18 protein-coding genes are annotated in these 20,703 nt (G+C 47.5%); 12 read left to right on the forward strand and 6 right to left on the reverse strand.

Annotated elements, in window-relative coordinates:
* Positions 1-121: 121 nt before the first annotated feature.
* Entirely contained in the window at positions 122-877 is a 756-nt protein-coding gene (locus tag QZ942_RS10950; protein WP_292995503.1) for a hypothetical protein, read from the reverse strand.
* The gene (locus QZ942_RS10955) at positions 855-1,892 is read right to left on the reverse strand and encodes an ATP-binding protein (protein WP_292995505.1); all 1,038 of its coding nucleotides are present in this window, start codon (positions 1,890-1,892) and stop codon (positions 855-857) included. Before QZ942_RS10955 ends, QZ942_RS10950 begins: the two co-directional genes overlap by 23 nt.
* A gap of 249 nt (positions 1,893-2,141) precedes the next feature.
* On the opposite strand from QZ942_RS10955, the gene QZ942_RS10960 reads away from it, so the two are divergent.
* Positions 2,142-3,221: a hypothetical protein gene (locus QZ942_RS10960; RefSeq protein ID WP_292995507.1), complete on the forward strand. Its 1,080-nt coding sequence runs from the start codon at positions 2,142-2,144 to the stop codon at positions 3,219-3,221.
* 174 nt (positions 3,222-3,395) lie between these two features.
* Here QZ942_RS10960 and typA read toward each other — a convergent pair whose 3' ends face one another.
* Entirely contained in the window at positions 3,396-5,210 is a 1,815-nt protein-coding gene (typA, locus tag QZ942_RS10965; RefSeq protein WP_292995509.1) for a translational GTPase TypA, read from the reverse strand.
* 240 nt (positions 5,211-5,450) lie between these two features.
* On the opposite strand from typA, the gene QZ942_RS10970 reads away from it, so the two are divergent.
* Entirely contained in the window at positions 5,451-5,843 is a 393-nt protein-coding gene (locus tag QZ942_RS10970) for a cysteine rich repeat-containing protein (protein WP_292995511.1), read from the forward strand.
* Between the two features lie 92 nt (positions 5,844-5,935).
* On the opposite strand, the gene QZ942_RS10975 is transcribed toward QZ942_RS10970, so the two are convergent.
* Complete coding sequence (locus QZ942_RS10975; protein ID WP_292995513.1) at positions 5,936-6,127, reverse strand: hypothetical protein; 192 nt, start codon at positions 6,125-6,127, stop codon at positions 5,936-5,938.
* A 181-nt stretch (positions 6,128-6,308) separates the two neighbouring features.
* On the opposite strand from QZ942_RS10975, the gene cutA reads away from it, so the two are divergent.
* From cutA to QZ942_RS11000, 5 genes are all read left to right on the forward strand, one after another.
* Positions 6,309-6,614 (forward strand): divalent-cation tolerance protein CutA, encoded by a 306-nt coding sequence (gene cutA / locus QZ942_RS10980; RefSeq protein WP_292995514.1) that lies wholly within the window; start codon positions 6,309-6,311, stop codon positions 6,612-6,614.
* Positions 6,615-6,630: 16 nt separating this feature from the next.
* Entirely contained in the window at positions 6,631-8,568 is a 1,938-nt protein-coding gene (gene dsbD / locus QZ942_RS10985) for a protein-disulfide reductase DsbD (RefSeq protein ID WP_292995515.1), read from the forward strand.
* Positions 8,569-8,628: 60 nt separating this feature from the next.
* A complete protein-coding gene (locus QZ942_RS10990; protein ID WP_292995517.1) occupies positions 8,629-9,243 on the forward strand; it encodes a TlpA disulfide reductase family protein in 615 nt (204 codons plus the stop codon).
* 334 nt (positions 9,244-9,577) lie between these two features.
* A complete protein-coding gene (locus tag QZ942_RS10995) occupies positions 9,578-9,907 on the forward strand; it encodes a BON domain-containing protein (protein ID WP_292995519.1) in 330 nt (109 codons plus the stop codon).
* Between the two features lie 35 nt (positions 9,908-9,942).
* Positions 9,943-10,320: a DUF2784 domain-containing protein gene (locus tag QZ942_RS11000; protein ID WP_292995521.1), complete on the forward strand. Its 378-nt coding sequence runs from the start codon at positions 9,943-9,945 to the stop codon at positions 10,318-10,320.
* Here the strand turns inward: QZ942_RS11000 and ttcA are convergent, their stop codons facing one another.
* Positions 10,321-11,226 (reverse strand): tRNA 2-thiocytidine(32) synthetase TtcA, encoded by a 906-nt coding sequence (ttcA, locus tag QZ942_RS11005; protein ID WP_292995523.1) that lies wholly within the window; start codon positions 11,224-11,226, stop codon positions 10,321-10,323.
* Between the two features lie 164 nt (positions 11,227-11,390).
* On the opposite strand from ttcA, the gene QZ942_RS11010 reads away from it, so the two are divergent.
* From QZ942_RS11010 to QZ942_RS11020, 3 genes are read left to right on the forward strand one after another with little or no spacing between them, the layout of a single operon-like run.
* Positions 11,391-11,843, forward strand: coding sequence for a cupredoxin domain-containing protein (locus QZ942_RS11010; protein WP_292995525.1), 453 nt, complete (start codon positions 11,391-11,393; stop codon positions 11,841-11,843).
* Between the two features lie 2 nt (positions 11,844-11,845).
* Complete coding sequence (locus QZ942_RS11015; RefSeq protein ID WP_366836413.1) at positions 11,846-12,379, forward strand: DUF411 domain-containing protein; 534 nt, start codon at positions 11,846-11,848, stop codon at positions 12,377-12,379.
* A 22-nt stretch (positions 12,380-12,401) separates the two neighbouring features.
* The gene (locus QZ942_RS11020; RefSeq protein WP_366836415.1) at positions 12,402-12,863 is read left to right on the forward strand and encodes a c-type cytochrome; all 462 of its coding nucleotides are present in this window, start codon (positions 12,402-12,404) and stop codon (positions 12,861-12,863) included.
* A 137-nt stretch (positions 12,864-13,000) separates the two neighbouring features.
* Here the strand turns inward: QZ942_RS11020 and QZ942_RS11025 are convergent, their stop codons facing one another.
* Positions 13,001-13,390: a hypothetical protein gene (locus QZ942_RS11025; protein ID WP_292995531.1), complete on the reverse strand. Its 390-nt coding sequence runs from the start codon at positions 13,388-13,390 to the stop codon at positions 13,001-13,003.
* 511 nt (positions 13,391-13,901) lie between these two features.
* Here QZ942_RS11025 and QZ942_RS11030 point away from each other — a divergent pair.
* Entirely contained in the window at positions 13,902-14,216 is a 315-nt protein-coding gene (locus QZ942_RS11030; RefSeq protein WP_292995533.1) for a BON domain-containing protein, read from the forward strand.
* Positions 14,217-14,723: 507 nt separating this feature from the next.
* The coding region (locus QZ942_RS11035) for a glucoamylase family protein (protein WP_292995535.1) at positions 14,724-20,703 on the forward strand (5,980 nt) is incomplete at its 3' end.

The raw sequence follows: 20,703 nt of genomic DNA on the forward strand, positions 1-20,703 counted from the left end.
TGAAAAGTTGGTGCGTAAATCCGCCGCCTCAGCTTCGCAATGAACCGCAATACGGGTTCACTGCGTTTTAATTAAAAGCGGACAATCTATTTGCTACTAAACCGGACATTTCTATTTGTTGCTAACATGCTCGTCTGAGTTCGGCAACGCAATTTAGCGTCCTTACAGATTGAGATAGTTGTTGCTCTGATCCATACATCAACACAACAGTTCGCTCAGGAAAATCAACTCTAGCGTCACTTACGGTGCAACCAGCGGCACTAGCTAGTTTTCTGAAATCTGCAACTACTGCTTCCCGATGACCTCGGTTTGTAAGCCATACCTCCCACCAAAATGATTCTTCATTATTTTGGGGTAAAACATCAATATCATCAGTCCATAAGGCGCGAAGTTCCGCAGATCTTATTGCACTGATGGTGTTTAAAAGATTTTTATGGTCAATAGGATCGTCATTTTTATTCTTTTTCTCTGCAAGGTACTCAGTGATGTAATTCTCAAAGTGCGCTAACTTGCCATCAGGTACAAAAACATTTGCAATCGTAGTATCGCCATCTTTTTTGATGCTAAGTAATTCAATATGTTTCGTATCGTTGCCAAGACTTTCGAAGGCCAATTCGATGTCAGGTTGGCTTTCGAATTGGATTTGAAGACCTAACCCACTTTCAAACCCCAGCGCTTGTTGCAATCCCATAGCTTGCTGAGCAATAGGTTTTATTAACTCTAGCTGAGCTAAAAGTGAAGTGCCATGTTGATTGCGGGGTAAATCAGGAATAACAGCATTAGAACCACCACCAGTATTATGAGCAGTGAAATCTTTTGGTTCTGACGTTTGAGAAAGGATTAAATGAGGTCGTTTATCTTGAGGCTGATTTGCCATTATTTTCAAGCTCGCCATTATTTTTATTAATGAGCTTACCGCTTATAAGTTTTCGTTCTTCCAACATTCGTAGCAGGCCAATTTCTTCGACTGAAGTTTTGTCATGAATAATTGCGTCTTTTAATGACTCATCAATGGCTTTGGAAATTTCGGCATAACTCATTCCAATCGCAGTGACGGCTACTTTTTTCCACGCCAATCGTTTAGGCTTGAATCCAGCAAGTCTTGATTTGAGGATTGAAGTTACTTGCTCTTCGTTTGGCAAACCGTATTGAATCATGTCATCAAAGCGACGAAATAAAGCGTAATCTAAGGCCTCTGGGTGATTGGTTGCCGCAATAATTACACTATTGGAGTTGTCATGCTCAAGCATTTGCAAAAAGCTATTCAAGACTCTGCGAATTTCACCTACATCATTGGCTTGCCCACGCTGTGAACCAATTGCATCAAATTCATCAAAAAAGTAAATACCTCTAACATTAGCTACGGCATCGAATATTTGACGAAGCTTGGCAGCAGTTTCACCCATGAATTTTGTGATGAGTGAATCAAGTCTTACAGAAAATAAGGGGATACCAAGTTCGCCGGCCAATGCAGATGCTGTCATTGTTTTGCCCGTGCCTGGCGGGCCGACTAAAAGCAATTTGCGGCGAGGTGACAAGCCGTACCCCCTTATTTTTCCGAAAAAACGTTGTTCCTTTATAATCCTATGAAGACTATCTTCGACAGTCTTATCGAGAACCATATCGGATAATCTTGAATGCGGGAATGAAACAGCAAGCAGGTTGGCTAGCTCACCTTGAGGTTTATTTAAGGATACTAATTTCTTGGAAGCATCATTTTTATTTGCTTTTGATTTAGCAGTATCAATTAAATCGCGTAACTCTAAAGCGAGCTTACCATGGCCAAGCTTAGCTTCGTGAGCGGCTATCTGCATCGCCACAGAGTAAAAATGACTATCATCACCGCTAACATGCGATTTTAATAATGCTTTAATTTGTTCTGAACTTGCCATCGCTGAACCAGAGTTCATTTGAAAATATACTGCATTATGCCAGCTTTCTGGCTAAGCAACTAAGCCTTTAGCTTTTGTGTGGACATAGCGTTTTAGTAATTCAGGGTTTTATACTTAATTTATTCGGGTTTAATTCCTCGTTGCTAGCGACAAGCTTCCACACTTCTGGCAATAAATCGTATTGCAATACCAGGCACACCAGCCTATTCTTATAAAAAGCCATAGTTACCCAAAATCGGAGATCAATCAGTGAAAAAGAATCCTTTTATTCCAAAACTCTGTTCCGTATCGCTGACGTTCATTCTGGCGCAGGGTGTTTCCTATGCCATGCCCGGTATGCACGGTTCTGGCAGCGGAGCGGCTACGGAGCATCCAAGGGTGTCGAACAGTCTCGGTGGGAAAATCAATTCATCCGGATCGGAGATGGAGATTACTTACAACGCTGACGGCAAGACGGCGATTTTTGTGTCGACCCGTGAAGGTAGTATTCAGTCGCCCGGCGATACTTACAGTTTCGATATCTGGATGTCGCATCAAGTCAATGGTGAATGGCAAGAACCGATCCATCTGGGGCCGGGCATCGACCCCAAGGCGGGGCCGAACATCAATACTTCGGCTTGGGAGCTGGAGCCGAGCTTTTCCGGTGATGGCAATGTGATTTATTTCACCCGCTACGAAGCGGGGAATATGTTGTCCGGCGATCTGTACGTGGTGCAGAAAGTCGATGGCGTCTGGCAATCGGCCCGGAACTGGAACGACGTGCCTGAGCTGCCGAATATCAATACCTCGACTGGTGAGGAGCATTGTCCGATCATTGCTTCCGACAGCCTGATTTATTTTAGCTATCACCAGCCGGGCGTGACGCAGGACAGCGATATCTGGAAGGTTGAGAAGAAGGATGGCGTGTGGCAGAAGCCGGAGAGCCTGGGGCTGAAGATCAATTCACCGCAGCGCGACCATATGCACTGGACCGGGTTATCCAAGGACGGCAAGGGCCTGATCATCACCAGCACGCGGACTGATTTGGGTTCTCGCGGCGGGCATGATGAGTGGATTTCGCATCAAAATGCCGAGGGCGAATGGCAGGAGCCGCTGAATCTCGGTGATGCGGTCAATACCGGCGGGGAGGATATGTGCTGGACGTTTACCCCGGATGGCAAGAAATTCACCGGCAGTTGGGGGCCGCATGGCACTTACGATATGGATATCCGCTGGGTCAACAAGGACGATGTACCGTTGCTGAAGGACTTCGAACCGATCGGTCCGCCGCCCAATTTGCTGAAAAATAGTAAAGCCAAGGCGGATACCGTCCAATCAGCGAAACCGTAAGTCTTTATTGCTGCGCCGGTATTGGCTCATGCTGGCGCAATCAATATCTTATAGCTGATACTAAGGAAGCCCTGAACAAGTGTCATTTCGAGTCAGAGCGAGAAATCTATTGCATTGATTATTAAAGATTCCTCACTGCGTTCGGAATGACAAATGCAAGTATTCAGAGTTTCCTTAAGCTGCTGCGCGCGAAGCGCGTTTGCGTTCGTGTTCCAGCAGGAAACGCTTACGAATCCGGATCGTTTTCGGTGTAATTTCCACCAGTTCGTCATCGGCGATAAATTCAATTGCGGATTCCAACGTGAGCTGAATTGGCGGGATTAACGTCACCGCTTCATCGGTTCCGGAGGCGCGGATATTGGTTAATTGCTTGCCTTTGATCGGATTGACTACCAGATCATTATCACGGGTGTGCACGCCAATTACCATGCCTTCATACAGGCGATCGCCAGGGCTGACGAACATGCGGCCGCGGTCTTGCAGTTTCCACAAGGCATACGCGACGGCTTCACCCTGTTCGGCGGAAATCAACACGCCGTTTCTGCGTGGTGGAATTTCCGGGCGCATCGGCGCGAATTCGTCAAATACATGGCTCATCAAGCCGGTGCCGCGCGTCATGGTCATGAATTCGGATTGAAAACCGATCAAGCCACGCGCAGGAATGCGATAATCCAGCCGCACACGCCCTTTGGCATCCGATACCATATCCTGCAAATCGCCGCGGCGCGCGCCCAAGGCTTCCATCACCGCGCCCTGATTGGCTTCTTCCACGTCGACCGTGAGCATTTCGAACGGTTCACATTTAACTCCGTCGATTTCACGGATCACGACATGCGGGCGGGAGACGGCCAGTTCGTAGCCTTCGCGGCGCATATTTTCCAGCAAAATGGTGAGATGCAGTTCACCGCGTCCGGAGATCAGGAATGAATCGGTTTCATTGGTTTCTTCCAGCCGCATTGCAACATTGATGAGCAATTCTTTTTCCAGGCGTTCGCGCAACTGACGGCTGGTGACGAATTTGCCTTCCTGCCCGGCAAAAGGCGAGGTATTGACCTGAAAAGTCATGGTGAGTGTCGGCTCATCCACCATATGGATAGGTAATGCTTCGGGATTGTCGATATCGGCCAGCGTGGTACCGATGCTCAGCTCGTCTACGCCATTGATTAATACAATATCGCCCGCTAAGGCTTCTTTCATTTGTATTCGTTCCAGACCCTGGAAACCGAGAACCTGATTGACTTTTGCTTTTTTAGGCGGCTTGTCACCCAGTAATATCATCACTTCCTGGCCGGGTCTGAGTTTGCCGCGACGAATACGCCCAATGCCAATGCGGCCGACAAAACTGGAGTAATCCAAGGCACTGATTTGCAGTTGTAAGGGTTCTTCCGGATTGCCTTCCGGGGCAGGGACATGTTTGATGATGGTTTCAAACAACGGGCGCATGTCCGTGCTGGGTTTATTCAGTTCCAATGAGGCAAAGCCATTTAATGCAGAAGCATAGACGACGGGAAAATCAAGTTGCTCATCAGTGGCGCCGAGTTTGTCGAACAAATCAAATGTTTGATCGACGACCCAGTCGGCACGGGCGCCGGGTCGGTCTATCTTGTTAATCACGACGATGGGACGTAGTCCCAATGCGAGGGCTTTTTTGGTAACAAAACGGGTTTGCGGCATCGGACCCTCGACTGCATCGACCAACAGCAATACACCATCCACCATCGACAAAACACGCTCTACCTCGCCACCAAAATCGGCATGGCCGGGGGTATCGACGATATTGATATGAATGCCTTCAAAATCTATGGCGCAATTCTTGGCCAAAATGGTAATGCCGCGTTCACGCTCAATATCGTTGGAATCCATTACGCGCTCGGAAATCTGTTGGTGTGCGGCAAAGGTGCCGGCTTGGTGTAAAAGTTTGTCGACCATTGTCGTTTTGCCATGGTCAACGTGCGCGATGATGGCGATATTGCGGATAGGGCGAGACATAAATAATTCCTCAAAAATAAGCTGTTAGTTGTTGCGGTGGGGGCAGCATTATAGCACTGACTGTCAATATGACCAACTTTCAATTATTCCGTTCATTCGATGAAAAATGCCGTTAATTCCTGGATTTTATGGTTACTTTGAACAGAAATAGACAGTTTTTGAGTGTTTAGCAGCGCGTTTGACTAAACATCCTGCTTTACGTATATTCATAAAAGGGCGCTTTTTAAAAGGGATTAATCAATGCGAAACTATTTATGGGGATTTTTTGGCGTTTTCATGATGACTGCCTTGCTGTCTTTTTCCGCTCAAGCGGAACAGATGGGGCAAAGAGGTCACGGTTCCACAGCTTGCAAAGCGGACATCGAGAAATTTTGTAAAGATGTCAAACCGGGTGGCGGCGCTATTATGAAATGCCTGAAGGAGCATGATGCTGAGCTCTCAGCAGAGTGTAAAGACAGGGAGTCTGCAATGAAAGAAAATACCAAAACCATGCAGGATGCCTGTAAAGCGGATATGGAAAAATTCTGCCAAGATGTCAAGCCAGGTGGTGGCGCAATTATGAAATGCCTCAAAGAACATCAGGCAGAGTTGTCTGAGCCTTGTAAAGACGCATCATCTCAAGCTAAAAGATAATTAGGGCTGCATTGTAGCGATCACGCGTTGGATCACCAGTCTGTATAGTGAATACTGCGGGCAGACTGGTTGTTATGTTTAAAATTTACCGTCTATTCCTTTTCCGCTCCCGTCATAAGGAATTTAACCAGCAGCGCGAAAATAAGCGGAATTGTGCTCAACCCCGTTACCATATAGTGCTCAGCGGTAAATTGGTCGCCTTCATCCATGATGATGTAGCCAAAAAATATTGTGACCGGGGTAATAATAGATAACGTTATTACCAAATTGAATAATCCTTTCATCTGTTCATATCCTATCGTAAATTGTTTTTTTGAAGTATATGCCTGTTGGCAAGGTATGCCCAGTATGTCAAAGTGCGGTGTAGTACCGGTGAATTTATACGATAAGCAGAGTAAAATTGATTTTTTTGTAATTCACCGTTAATAAAAGTTCCTTTTCACCGTGCTAGAACCAATCCTTGTTATGACCAATTTCCCCGATAAAAAGGGCGCGGTTGCATTGGCCGAGGCGTTGATCGATCAGCATTTGGCGGCTTGTGTCAATGTGTTGAGTCCATGTGCTTCGATTTATCACTGGCAAGGTAAAGTGGAATCGGCGGATGAAATACCTGTCTTGATCAAAACCCTGCGGCAGCACTATGACCAGGTTGAACAGTTGATCAAGATGATGCATCCTTATGAACTTCCGGAAGTGATTATGGTTCCTATCCTAAACGGATTACCTGCTTATTTGCAGTGGATCGCCAATGAAACACAACCACTCGATTAAATAATACTGAATACCGATGCGACTATTCCAATTTTTGTTACTCCTACTATGTCTGACCAGTACGCCTATTTCTGCGCAGGAAAGCGGCTCCTTCAGCTTGTTTTCAAAATTGCAGGGATTGGGTATCAATCTGGGACAAAGCAATCCGCAAGAACTTTTGCCACCTGATGAAGCGTTCAAGATTACGGTGGAAGTACGCGACGGCAATACGCTGATCGCCAATTTGATCCCGGCAAAGGATTATTATCTGTATCGCGATAAGATTACATTTGAGCCGAAACAGCCCGGCATAGTGATTGAAAAAGTAACTTTACCGCCCGGCAAAATGAAGGAAGACCAGACTTTTGGTCAGACAGAAGTTTATTACCGCCCGATTCAGGCCATCATCTCACTAAAACGTGAAGATCCCGCGAGCGAACAACCGCTGACACTGGCAGCTAATTACCAGGGTTGCAATGAGCCGGTCGGGGTGTGTTATGCGCCCATTCACAAAGCCATCGATCTGACATTACCGGCAGTGAAAGTGGCGATCGGCGCTGTTGCTGAGGCGGTAAGCGGCAAGGCGACGGCAGCAGGAATCGATGCGACGACTCAGTTGTTTCAAATGCCGTCCCGAGCACCTGCCATCGAAACCGAAGCGTACAAAATTGATCAGATGTTTGAAACCGGCGATTTCTGGTTGATCTTAACCGGATTTTTCGGCATCGGTTTGCTGCTTGCGTTTACACCCTGCGTGTTTCCGATGTTCCCGATTTTATCGGGGATTATTGCCAATCGCGGTAAGCATGTGACCAAAGGTCATGGATTTATCCTGGCGCTGGCTTATGTACTGGGTATGGCAATCACTTATGCTATCGCTGGCGTAGCTGCCGGATTGTCGGGCGCGATGTTGTCTGCCGCGCTGCAAAATGCCTGGGTGTTGGGCACGTTTGCGGTGATATTTGTTTTGTTGTCGTTTTCGATGTTTGGTTTTTATGAATTGCAATTGCCGGGTTCACTGCAAACCAAATTGTCTGAAGAAGCCGGGCACCTGAAAGGCGGGCATTTAACCGGTGTATTCGGCATGGGGGCGCTGTCTGCATTGATAGTCGGGCCGTGTGTTGCAGCACCACTGGCGGGTGCTTTGCTGTATATCAGCCAAACCCGGGATGTGATCTTGGGCGGTTCAGCGCTGTTTGTCATGGCGCTGGGTATGGGCGTTCCGTTGCTGCTATTGGGCGCATCGGCGGGTGCGTTATTGCCGAGAGCCGGGGCATGGATGGAATCGATCAAGCAATTTTTTGGCGTGTTGTTGCTGGCAGTCGCTATTTGGTTGATTTCTCCGGTCATCAACGAAGTGGTTCATATGTCATTGTGGGCCGCATTGTTGATCATCTCGGCAATTTATCTGCATGCGATTGATCCATTGCCGGAAAGGGCTTCGGGTTTGCAGAAATTTCTAAAAGGTATCGGTGTCATTGCGCTGCTGGTCGGCATCGCCTTATTGATTGGCATCTTGTCGGGCGGCCGGGATGTTTTGCAGCCGCTTTCAAAAATCAGTATGACAAGCGCGAGTACAATGAATAAGGGAGAAGCTGCGGCTTCCAATCATGCAACGCTACCTTTCCAGCGGGTAAAAACCATTACTGAACTGGAGGACTGGATCCAGCAATCCAAAGATAAATATATTATGGTCAGGTTTCATGCGGATTGGTGCGTTTCATGTAAAGAGATGGATCGCTTTACCTTCTCCGATACTAAGGTGCAATCTCGCCTGAAAGATGTTGTTTTGCTCGAGATCGATGTAACGGATGGTACGCCGGATGATGCGGATCTACTCAAACGATTCAAATTGTTTGGACCACCGGGTATTTTGTTTATTGATCGTCAGGGTAATGATATTCCGAATATCAAAGTTATTGGTTTTCTGAACAAAAATGATTTTCTGACCGTGCTGAATGCGGTGCTGATTTAAAAAGAAAACCAACCAGAAAAGCGAGTCATCTCGCGCATTGCTTCATTTAAAGGAATCAAGATGGCAAAATTGAGACAATTATTAATCTATTTAGCTTTGGCTGCTTTCGCAATAACCACAGGTTTTATGTTGCGGGCACAGCTCATGGGCGGCGGTTCGCAACCCGCTCTTTCCAGTGAAGCCAGTCAGCAGGGTGCAAAAGCAATTCTTACTGCTAATTTGCCGGATATTCAGGGAGAAAATCAGGCCATTTCGCAATGGCTGGGGAATGTGATTGTGGTGAATTTTTGGGCCACGTGGTGTACGCCCTGTCGCGAGGAAATTCCTGAATTTATTGCAACCCAGGAAAAATTTCGCGATCAAGGTCTGGTCTTTGTAGGAATCGCCATTGATCAAGCGGATAAGGTGAAAGCTTATAGTGAGGAATTTGGTATCAATTATCCGGTATTGGTCGGCAGTTTTCATACTTGGGCGTTGGCTGAAGCTGCGGGTAACCGGCAATCCGCTTTACCCTATACCGTGGTTATCAATCGTTCCGGTGAAATTGTTGAAACCTATTTGGGCCGTGTTCATTTGAACAAACTGGAGAAATTAGTCATTCCGTTGCTAAAAGAGAATCCGCATGCTCATCATCAAAGCGGGCTGGTTGATGGCATCAGCTTAAGGAGCCTTTGAATAACCCACTTTTGTCATTCTGAGCGCAGTGAGGAATCTTTGGGGATCAACCATAGAGATTTCTTACGTCAACAAACTCATGAATCGAGCTAGTCTCAGTCATCGATAATCATGTAATATAACTTCCAGGAATGGAATGCTTTGTACACCTGAGTACACATGAGCTACTCTGTCCTTGCAATACTACATTCTGATTTTTGCGAATACTTACCAGAGAATTCAATAAATCCGTAAATTTCAGATCAATAACGTATTGAAGGTAGCTTAAAGCAAGAGCCTTTAATCAAATGTAACGAGGGAAATTTTTCCGTTAATCATTTGGGAGCGCTTAATCATGACACTATTGAATAGCCGTTTCATCGCATTCTTCTTAATTACTCAAATGGCCTTTTTCTCGAGCTGCGCATCAACGCCTCAGTTTGAGGGAGCCAGAGAACAATACGATGATATTGTCATTACCACGAAAGTTCACGAAGCAATTCTTGACGAGCCTTCGCTGAGACCCTTCGATATCAACGTCAGAACTACAAAAGGTGTCGTAGAACTGAGCGGCCTGGTCAATTCACGCGACGATATGTACAAAGCGATTGCGATTGCGCGCAGTGTCAGTGGTATAAAGTTTATCAAGAATGACATGCGAATTCCGGGAACCGGCGATTACTAATCGTTAATCGTCCCTATAAGTTTATCAAGTTAAATATGCTGTTGGCTGATCTTGTACTAATTATCCACTTTTTCTATGTGTTGTTTGTCGTTGCCAGCTTGCCGGTCATCTGGTTGGGTGCGTGGCTTAAGCTGGCGTTTGTCAGAAATCCGTGGTTTCGTTATTTACACCTTGCCGCCATTTTATTTGTCGTGGCTGAATCTTTGCTGGGTGTCGTTTGTCCGTTAACATTATGGGAAAATACACTGCGTCAGATTGAAACAAACAGCAGTTTTATACAGCAATGGCTGCATAAAATTATGTTTTATACTGTACCTGAAGGTTTGTTCACGGTAGTTTATGTTCTGTTTGCCGGCTTGGTTGCAGCAACATTCAAATGGGTGCCGCCGGAACCTCGTAGAAATCTTCCCTGATTATCCTGAAGCTAGGCGACTATCACCCGTTTCATCTGAGCCGGGTATCAGCATTTCTTCAATGGTGGGTTCAAATACTTCTTCATCAAATGCGGTGTCGCCGTCGATTACCGGTTCCCCCCGTGCTTTTAAGTTGAAAAAATCATACCGGGATGCATCTGCCAGATGCGATAGCTGAATATTTTGGATGGAGCGAAACATTGTTTCTAATCTACCGGGAAATTTTTTATCCCATTGTTGCATCATTTCTTTGATGGCTTGGCGCTGCAGGTTTTTTTGCGATCCGCACAGGTTGCAGGGAATAATCGGAAAATTTTCTGCTTCAGCGTAAGCAGCCAAATCTTTTTCTTTGCAGTATGCCAATGGTCGGATAACGATGTGTTTTCCGTCATCACTGACCAGTTTGGGCGGCATGGCTTTAAGTTTTCCGCCATAAAACATATTAAGAAACAAGGTCTCAAGAATATCATCCCGATGATGGCCGAGTGCTATCTTGGTGGCGCCCAATTCACTGGCAACGCGATATAGCACGCCGCGACGCAAGCGCGAGCAAAGACTACAAGTCGTTTTTCCCTCTGCAATGACACGTTTTACGACACTGTAGGTATCTTGTTCAACGATACGATAAGGCATACCAATATCAGTCAGATAGCCCGGTAGCACTTGTTCAGGAAAACCAGGCTGCTTTTGGTCCAGATTAACCGCTATCAGCTCAAACTCTAACGGAGCATGGGCTTGTAAATTACGCAGAATATCCAGCAAGGCATAACTATCCTTACCGCCGGACAAACACACCATAATCCGGTCACCGGCTTCGATCATGTTGAAATCAGCAATTGCTGTTCCTACTTGCCGTCTTAAGCGTTTGTGGAGCTTATTGGTATTATACTGTTGTTTTTTTTGCATTATCTTGGCAAGTTGTGAGGAAGATAGGGATTATTTTTTGCACTAAACAGACGCCGCGGGTCTTGTGGCAGAATATTAGACAAATGAGATGGAACAATTTAGCATAGCTAGATTCTAAACAAGACGGATAAACAAGTTCGGGAATTATTTTTCAGGAGAATTCTATGAACAGGATTATACCATTTGTAACCTTGGTCTTGTTTTCAACCCATTGTTACTCGAGTGCAAGCTATCCCAATAATGAAGTTGATATTGGTAAATCGGGTGATTTAAGTAAGGTGTCGCGGACCATTAAGTTGACTCAGGTGGATAATATGTTTTTACCTTCTGAAATTACGGTCAATGAAGGCGAAACGATCCAGTTTGTTATAAAAAATGGCGGCAGCAGAAAGCATGAGATGTTGATGGGTTCAATGGTAGACCTGAAGAAAGTTGCTAATATGCGGCGCATGTTTCCTGAAAAGGATCATTCTGAAGCACATTTGGTACAACTGGAACCCGGTGAGCAAAAAGAATTTATCTGGCAGTTTACCAATGCGGGAACCATTAATTTTGCCTGCCCGTTGCCGGGTCATTTTAAGAAGATGCGTGGAACAATAACTGTGGAGAAGAAATGAAAATGCGAGTAAGTACCCTATTAGCTGGATCAATCATTGCTGTCAGTTTGCTGAGCGTCGCTTCACAAGCGGTTGCTACAGCGACCGTTGACGTTTATAAAAGCCCAACCTGCAAGTGTTGCGCTAAATGGGTTGATCATATGCGCGAGCACGGTTTTACCGTAAAAACGCATGATGTTGGCAATAAAGAGATAAGAGAAAAATCTGGCATTTCTGAATCACTGGGCTCGTGCCATACGGCTTTGGTTAATGGTTATGCGATCGAAGGGCATGTGCCAGCGCCTGATATCCTGCGTTTACTCAAAGAAAAACCTAAAGCAGTTGGATTGGCTGTACCGGATATGCCGCACGGAACACCTGGTATGGAGGGTGCTCGTAGTGATCCTTATAATGTTTTATTGATCAAAGAACGCAACGAGGCACGCAAGGATACGACCATTTATAACCGCTATGATCCCCATGCCAAAAAAGTAGAGCAATCACAGCCAGCCGATCCCGAGCCAGAGAAGAGCGGTTCAATCATGCGTTTAAAGTAATAATCGTAACTTTTTCATGACAATGCGTAATTTTCTGCTGTGTGGTGTAGCGGCACTGCTATTGGGTTGTGGCGATTCTGCACCATTCAGCGTGCTATCCGGGCAACCTCAGATCGATAGTAAAACGGGTTTGGTCAAACGAAATTTTGATCAAGCACAGATCAAACGAGGTGAAAGTGTTTATGCTGCAAATTGCGTTGGCTGTCATGGGCCCAATGGAGAAGCGACACCGGATTGGCGCAAACCCGGTCCGGACGGGAAATATCCGCCGCCGCCATTGGACAGTACCGCACATGCTTGGCATCATTCGACAGAAGTTTTGAAGAAAACCATACTCAAAGGAACGCCTCCTGATATTGGTTCCATGCCGGCCTGGGAAGGCAAGTTGACGGAGCAGCAAGTCGATGATGTGATTGTCTGGATAAAGTCTTTATGGTCAGATGAAATTTATGATATCTGGTATAAGAATTTTGAGGGTAAGTAATCGGTAATGGTTTATACCTATACCCCTGCTAATTGGATGTAATCTGAAGCGGGGGTGTGAAATTGATCGAGCAAAATGGTGCTTGAGCTTGAAAATATTGTTTGTAAGAACGGTCGAATTGATACCCTCATACAAATTTATTCTTCTGCTTTGTTCTCCAGTGAATTAATTTGATCAAAGATTTCTTTTCTTTCACTTTCCAGTTCAGTATAGCGTGCTTTTAAACGATCCAAATCATCGGTATATTTTTTAATCCGGTCAGCTTTTTCCTGTTTTTCCTGAATTAATTCCTCATATTTTGGAATCGGTATGCTTTTTGAGGCTGGACTGGGCGGTATCGTGATCGGTAGCGGCGCATCTATTTCATTACGGCGTAATTCTTGAATCATCAGAAACTGCTGATACGTGGATTGTGATTCTTGTTGTATGCGGGCTAATGTTTTCTCCAGCTGTCGTATCTGTGCTGCCGCATCAGCCCAAACTGGGGTGGATAGAGCCAGCAATAACAATAAAAGAACTGTTCGCATAATGAATAAGTGTTTATTGATAAAGGAAAACATTTTGGATTTTTAGGCGGATGCCAGGGTATGAGTTACCCTACATTCAGAATTATTCTACACCTCCTTGACCAAATGAGTTAATGATTCAAAATCATACTTTACGCGAATCATTGTGATGGCTGGTAATAGTCTTATAGCGGCGTATCTTTTAAAATAAAGTGACAAGTTATTGTGGTAATTGATATGAATAGCTTTATGACGCTCGAGTAATAGCACAAGGAATATCAATTTAAATAACGGGCTGGATGGAAAGCCTTCTATAACTACCATCGCGCTAATTTCTCTTCCGATGGGAAAACACCCTAAGAAATGTTATGAAATAAGCTTGATTCCTAACATTCTTTCGTCAACCTTAGTTCCGAAACATCGCACAAACCAGAGAAACGGAACGCTTTGTGTGCTAGCGCACATACTGGTTGTGCTATCCCTGTAATACTTCAACTTTTATTTTAGTGAATACTTACCGGAGAACTTTACCATGACACAACTTAATAACCGTTTTTCCACTTTTTTCTTAATTGCGCTCATGGTTTTTTTATTGGGTTGCGCATCAACTTCCAAACAAGAAGGAACTGGAGAATATTTTGATGATACTGTCGTGACCACAAAGGTCAAAGCGGAAATTCTCAATGAACCTTCGCTGAAATCCGCAGAAATCAACGTCGAAACCTTCAAGGGTGTCGTTCAACTTAGTGGCTTCGTCAATTCCCAGGCTGATATCAATAAAGCAGTCGAAATTGTACGAAGAGTCAATGGTGTGAAGTCTGTCAAGAATGACATGCGGGTTAAGTGACGGTAGATCATTGCATGGATTAATTATCCATGCAGACAAATGCCGAACAGAATGTCCATGTATTTTTTATCACTACACCTAGGTAGTCATTCGTAGCGCGTTATCAGGATGAATGTGGAGAGGCAAGCAGACAGATTTTCCGTGCAGCGTTCGGATCTTCATAGCCGTAGCGGTTGAATTACTTTCCCGTATCCACACCACACTGTTTGGAACTTTTAAAGTTTCCCAGAACCGTGTGCGTGTGGTTTTTGACCCGGCATCACTGTAAGTGAGGCGTTCTTTAGCTACCTGACGAGCGATTTTTTTCTAGGATATTTGTGTATGATAAAAATCTGTAATTCACATTTTGCCAACAAGACTGTTCAGCTCCCCTTCATTTCTGCAATTAATTCTGCTTGGATATACAGTTTTTCAAGAGACTTTAAGTTAGTTTGCTATCCATTAAATCATTGGCTTTATCGAGAGATGTGCAGCGAAATTCCTTTCCAACGCGGAACATTTTTCTAAATGGAGACCAGAGATATTCGTTTCTTCCAGTATTTGCGCCAGTTGAGGGCGAACTTGCGTGATGGCGGCATTTCGCTAACGCATTCTTTTAATGAACCGCCGCTTCGGTCGGAATTGTTCAGTGCCGATCAAATGGAGCAGCATGGCAAGCATCTCGCAGCTATGCACAAATTAACCCAAAAACGCCCGCGGGATCAACTGATGACGCGATTGGCGGCGAATGAAGTCGTTTTGACCGGCGTCTGTGGACAACTCACAGCGGTGGTAAAAGCCAACCAGCAGATTACGCCGGCCAGCGAATGGCTGCTCGATAATTTCTATCTGATCGAAGAGCAGATCCGCACCGCCAGGCGCCACATGCCTAAGGGATATAACCAGGAACTACCGCGTTTGTTGAATGGCTCCTCAGCTGGCTTGCCGCGTGTATACGATATTGCATTGGAGATCATTTCGCACGGAGATGGGCGGATAGACTCGGAAAATCTCAGTCGTTTCGTCGCGGCCTATCAAACAGTTAGCGCGCTCAAATTAGGTGAATTATGGGCTATTCCCATCATGCTGCGGTTGGCGCTGATTGAAAATCTGCGGCGTGTTGCCGTTCGCATCGCCGCCGACAGAGTTGATTGCGACCTGGCTTGCGCGTGGGCGGAGCAAATGATGGCGGTAGCGGAGAAGGATCCGAAGAGCCTGGTGCTGGTGATCGCAGACATGGCGCGCTCGCAACCGCCAATGTCGAATCCATTCGTATCGGAATTTACGCGTCGTCTGCAAGGACAAAGCCTTGCTTTGGCACTGCCACTGACCTGGATCGAGCAAGTACTTGCCGAATCAGGATTGACCATCGAGCAATTGGTGCATACCGGAAACCAACTTCAGGCTGCCGACCAGGTTTCTATCAGCAACAGCATTGGCAGCTTGCGCTTTCTGGGTGCGATGGATTGGCGCGATTTCGTCGAAAGCATGAGTATCGTCGAACAAACATTGCGCGAAGATCCGAATGGGGCCCACGCCAAGATGGATTTTGCCAGTCGCGACCGTTATCGTCATGCGATTGAAAAAATTGCGAAGCGGAGTTCCTTTACTGAAGCTGAAGTCGCTCGATGTGCGATCCAACTCGCGCATGCGGCTCAAACGGCACATCCGGATAGCGACGAACGGACAACGCATGTCGGTTTCTATCTGATCGATCGCGGTTTGCTTGAGCTAGAAGCTCGGGTGCAGGTACGTCCTTCTGTTGCTGAGAAAATCATGAAAATGGGGTCGCAACACGCATTGGGCGTATATCTTGGCGTAATCGCTTTGCTTACGCTGCTTTTCAGTGCCGGTTTGATGATCATCGCACACACTCAAGGTGTGTCCGTTGTATTGCTGGTACTAATCGGCATACTCGGATTGCTGGCTACCAGTCAATTAGCACTTGCTCTGGTGAATTGGCTGGCGACTTTATTCGTGCACCCGCAACCACTGCCACGCATGGATTTTTCCACCGGCATCCCGCTGCAATCTCGGACGTTGGTCGTCGTGCCAACGATGCTTACGCATCCGGATAACATCGATAACTTGGTCGAAGCATTGGAGGTGCGCTTTCTGGCGAACCAGGACGACAATCTGTATTTTGCGCTATTGACTGATTTTCGCGATGCGCACGAAGAAACCCTCGCTGATGACGAATCACTGTTGCAACTGGCTCAGACAGGGATTGAGGCGCTGAATGTAAAATATGGCACGGCAGGAAAAAGTATTTTTTTCCTGTTTCATCGGCCACGCCGTTGGAATCCGCAAGAACGTATCTGGATGGGTTACGAGCGTAAACGCGGTAAGCTTGCGGATTTGAATGCATTACTGCGCGATGAGGCACACAGTAATGCCGCTAAACGTTTTTCACGTATCGTCGGCGATACCGCTTGCCTGAAGAACGTGAAGTACGTCATTACTCTGGATACGGATACGCAACTGCCGCGTGATGTCGCGCGGCAGTTAGTAGGCGCCATGGCGCATCCGCTGAATCGTCCGCGCTACGACGAAAAGCAGCAGCGCGTGTGTGAGGGCTACGGCATTCTTCAGCCGCGCGTCAGCGTGAGCTTGGAAGGCACCAATCGCTCACAATATGCGCGATTGCATGGTGGCGAAGTCGGCATCGACCCTTATACGCACGCCATATCTGATGTCTATCAAGATGTGTTTCGGGAAGGTTCTTTCATCGGTAAAGGCATCTATGAAGTGGATACATTCGAGCGCGCATTAAATGCACGCTTTCCCGAGAATCAGATTCTCAGCCACGATTTGCTGGAAGGATGTTATACGCGCGCGGGTTTATTGAGCGATGTCCATTTGTATGAGGATTATCCAGCGCATTACAGCGTGGATGTGAATCGCCGCCATCGCTGGATACGCGGCGATTGGCAATTGCTGAGTTGGCTGCTGCCGAGCATTCCCGGCCCCGGTACGCTGCGGCTGGATAGCTCACTTTCGCGGCTATCACAATGGAAATTGTTCGACAACTTGCGGCGTAGTCTCGTGCCGATGGCTCTGACAGTACTGTTGTTGTTAGGCTGGGCTGTGCTGGCATCACCCTGGCTTTGGACTTTAGCGGTGATCAGTATTATCCTGATTCCACCTTTGATCACCTCAATTCTGGATTTATTTAACAAACCGTGTGACGTATTGTTAAGGCAGCATCTTGCTGTTGCGCTCGACACAACCACTCAGCGCTTGGCGCAAGCGGCCTTTAACTTAACTTGCCTTCCCTACGAGGCCTACTTCAGTATCGATGCGATCGTGCGTACAATCGGACGCATGTTGTTCACGCGCAGACGGCTGCTCGAATGGAATCCATCGGGTGAGGTGGCGCGTAGTAGTCGCACCGATTTTTTCGCCACGTTACGTACGATGTGGATTGCGCCGCTGATCGCTATGGCCGCAACAGCTTATCTGCTGCTGTTCAAATTCGCGGCGCTCGTAATCGCGGCACCTATCCTGCTGCTGTGGTTGGGTTCGCCCGTGATTGCTTGGTGGATAGGTCAGCCGATTGCACGCCACAAAGCACGATTAACGCTTGAGCAAACCATTTTTCTGCGTAAAGTGTCACGCAAAACCTGGGCATTTTTCGAAACGTTTGTCGGTCCGGTAGATAATTGGCTGCCGCCGGACAATTATCAGGAATATCGTGGCGCCGCGGTTGCGCATCGCACGTCGCCGACCAATATTGGGATGGCACTCCTGGCGAATTTAACGGCCTATGACTTTGGTTATATTCCGGCCGGTCAGCTCATCGAGCGCACTACGCATACGCTCGACACCATGCAAATACTGGAGCGCCATCGCAATCACTTCTACAATTGGTATGACACACAATCGCTGAAACCGCTGCATCCGGCATATATTTCGACGGTGGATAGCGGTAACCTTGCGGGCCATTTACTAACCTTGCGGCCGGGGCTGATCGCACTTGCCGATGACGAAATCCTTAACACACGCTGGTGCCATGGAATCCGCGACACGCTGGGAATTTTGGCGGACGCGATGAGAAGCATTCCATCAGACCTGCTTACCCAATTACAAACAGATATCGAATCGACCTGCAATTCTCCGCCAACCACGCTGGCACTGACATGGCAATACCTTGACCGACTGGCGCGGCGCGCGGAGGAACTTGCCAATAGCCTGGACGCGACTTCGGCAGCATTGTTTCAAACAGGAAGCGCTCTTGCTTTAGCTGAAGAAAGAGAACGCAGACTACACGCAGAAACTGGAGGATACCTAAAGGCAGATGAAGATTCCACGCACCATCCCACTCTGGATCATGCTAGTGCAGTCGTCTCGGAAATAACTTCTGAGAATGATGCGAATTGGTGGGCACATGCATTGGTCCGGCAAAGCCGCGCTGTTCTTGACGAATTGACGTTTCTTGCCCCTTGGTTGGCGTTGCCGGCCGCACCGGGTGGATCGATTGAGGATCTCAGTATCACCGCAATTCCTACATTGCGGGAGTTAGCCTGCATCGAGGATAGCTTGCTGCCAATCATTGCGCAGCGAATTGTCAGCACTGCGGCACCCGCAGAACGCGAATGGCTGCATGCGTTTCGAGAAAGCGTTACACAAGCCGCTCAACATGCCAACGAAAGGATTTCAGCGAGCGAACGATTGGCACTGCAAATCACAGAATTCTCGTACATGGCATATGATTTCCTGTATGACAAGGCTTCGCGCCTGCTGGCGATTGGCTACAACGTGGACGAATTGCGCCGGGATACAAGTTGCTATGATCTGTTAGCTTCGGAAGCCAGATTGATTAATTTCGTCGCAATCGCACAGGGACAAGTGCCGCAGGAAAGTTGGTTTGCCTTGGGGCGTCTGCTTACGACCGTCGGCGGCGAACCCGTTCTCTTATCCTGGAGCGGCTCGATGTTCGAGTACCTGATGCCGCTACTGGTGATGCCGAACTTTGATAACACGTTGCTTGATCAGACTTATAAGGCGGCGGTTCAGCGGCAGATCGAATATGGGCGACAGCGCGGCGTACCGTGGGGTATGTCAGAATCAGGCTACAATCTCGTCGATGTCCATCTTAACTACCAGTATCGGGCATTTGGTGTGCCGGGTCTGGGATTAAAGCGCGGACTCGCCGATGATTTGGTTATTGCGCCTTATGCCACGGTGTTGGCGCTAATGGTGGCACCCGAGGAAGCATGCCTGAATCTGCAACAATTGACGATGGAAGGTTTGGAAGGTAAGTTTGGTTTTTATGAAGCCATTGATTACACCCCATCACGTCAACGGCGCGGGGAATCAGGCACAGTGGTGCGATCTTATATGGCCCATCACCAGGGGATGAGTCTGCTTTCCCTAGCCTATCTGCTGCTGGATCGTCCGATGCAGAGGCGCTTCGAGTCGGATCCACTGTTCCAGGCAACCCTTCTGCTACTTCAGGAACGGATTCCAAAGGCGATGGCGTTTTTTCCGCGTACGGCACAATTTTCTGACATCCGACCGACTTTCGCTGCGCCGGAAGCCTCGATTCGTGTTTTTAACAGCGCCAATACACCAACGCCGGAAGTGCAATTGCTATCCAACGGCCGCTATCACGTGATGATTACCAATTCCGGCGGCGGTTATAGCCGTTGGAAGGATCTCGCCGTTACCCGCTGGCGCGAAGACACGACTTGCGATCACTGGGGATCGTTCTGTTATTTGCGCGACGAGAGCAGCGGGGAATTCTGGTCGACCGCGCATCAGCCGACACTAAAACAACCACAGCATTACGAAGTGATCTTTTCCGAAGGCCGTGCCGAATTTCGCCGACGCGATAATGATTTCGAGACCCATACTGATATTGTGGTGTCGCCGGAAGATGATATCGAACTGCGCCGCTTGCGCATTACTAACCGCGCCCGCACCCGTCGAACCGTCACAGTGACGAGTTACGCCGAAGTGGTGCTGACCGGATCCATCGCCGATGAATTGCACCCCGCTTTCAGTAATCTATTTGTACAAACTGAGATTGACGAGCAACACCACGCTATACTCTGCACGCGCCGTCCGCGCTCACGTAGCGAGCAAACGCCGTGGATGTTCCACCTGATGACGGCGAACGGTACAGACATCGATGCCATCTCTTACGAAACGGACCGCTCACAATTCATCGGTCGCGGTCACACTACCGCCGATCCACAAGCGCTGGCCGGTGCTTTATCCCGGGGGCTCTCCGGTAGCCAAGGTTCGGTGCTGGATCCGGTTGCCGCCATCCGCTATGCCATCACGCTTGATCCGGATCAAACGCTCACCATCGATATGATAAGCGGCATGGCGGAAACGCGGGATGCCGCAGTAGGCTTGGTGGAAAAATATCAGGATCGGCGCTTCGCGGATCGTGTCTTTGATGTTGCTTGGACACATGCGCAAGTGGTATTGCGACAGCTCAACGCTAGTGAGGCCGATGCGCAACTCTATGGGCGTTTAGCCAATTCTGTGCTTTATACCA

Origin of the sequence: Nitrosomonas sp. (genome assembly GCF_021731985.1) — a bacterium.
Taxonomy (GTDB): Bacteria; Pseudomonadota; Gammaproteobacteria; order Burkholderiales; family Nitrosomonadaceae; genus Nitrosomonas.

Excerpts from the sequence above, each read along its gene's own strand:
- QZ942_RS10950 (WP_292995503.1), bottom strand. The coding sequence starts at position 877 with ATGGCAAATCAGCCTCAAGATAAACGACCTCATTTAATCCTTTCTCAA.
- QZ942_RS10955 (WP_292995505.1), bottom strand. The coding sequence starts at position 1,892 with ATGGCAAGTTCAGAACAAATTAAAGCATTATTAAAATCGCATGTTAGC.
- typA (WP_292995509.1), bottom strand. The coding sequence starts at position 5,210 with ATGTCTCGCCCTATCCGCAATATCGCCATCATCGCGCACGTTGACCAT.
- QZ942_RS10970 (WP_292995511.1), top strand. The coding sequence starts at position 5,451 with ATGCGAAACTATTTATGGGGATTTTTTGGCGTTTTCATGATGACTGCC.
- QZ942_RS10975 (WP_292995513.1), bottom strand. The coding sequence starts at position 6,127 with ATGAAAGGATTATTCAATTTGGTAATAACGTTATCTATTATTACCCCG.
- cutA (WP_292995514.1), top strand. The coding sequence starts at position 6,309 with ATGACCAATTTCCCCGATAAAAAGGGCGCGGTTGCATTGGCCGAGGCG.
- dsbD (WP_292995515.1), top strand. The coding sequence starts at position 6,631 with ATGCGACTATTCCAATTTTTGTTACTCCTACTATGTCTGACCAGTACG.
- QZ942_RS10990 (WP_292995517.1), top strand. The coding sequence starts at position 8,629 with ATGGCAAAATTGAGACAATTATTAATCTATTTAGCTTTGGCTGCTTTC.
- QZ942_RS10995 (WP_292995519.1), top strand. The coding sequence starts at position 9,578 with ATGACACTATTGAATAGCCGTTTCATCGCATTCTTCTTAATTACTCAA.
- QZ942_RS11000 (WP_292995521.1), top strand. The coding sequence starts at position 9,943 with ATGCTGTTGGCTGATCTTGTACTAATTATCCACTTTTTCTATGTGTTG.
- ttcA (WP_292995523.1), bottom strand. The coding sequence starts at position 11,226 with ATGCAAAAAAAACAACAGTATAATACCAATAAGCTCCACAAACGCTTA.
- QZ942_RS11010 (WP_292995525.1), top strand. The coding sequence starts at position 11,391 with ATGAACAGGATTATACCATTTGTAACCTTGGTCTTGTTTTCAACCCAT.
- QZ942_RS11015 (WP_366836413.1), top strand. The coding sequence starts at position 11,846 with ATGCGAGTAAGTACCCTATTAGCTGGATCAATCATTGCTGTCAGTTTG.
- QZ942_RS11020 (WP_366836415.1), top strand. The coding sequence starts at position 12,402 with ATGCGTAATTTTCTGCTGTGTGGTGTAGCGGCACTGCTATTGGGTTGT.
- QZ942_RS11025 (WP_292995531.1), bottom strand. The coding sequence starts at position 13,390 with ATGCGAACAGTTCTTTTATTGTTATTGCTGGCTCTATCCACCCCAGTT.
- QZ942_RS11030 (WP_292995533.1), top strand. The coding sequence starts at position 13,902 with ATGACACAACTTAATAACCGTTTTTCCACTTTTTTCTTAATTGCGCTC.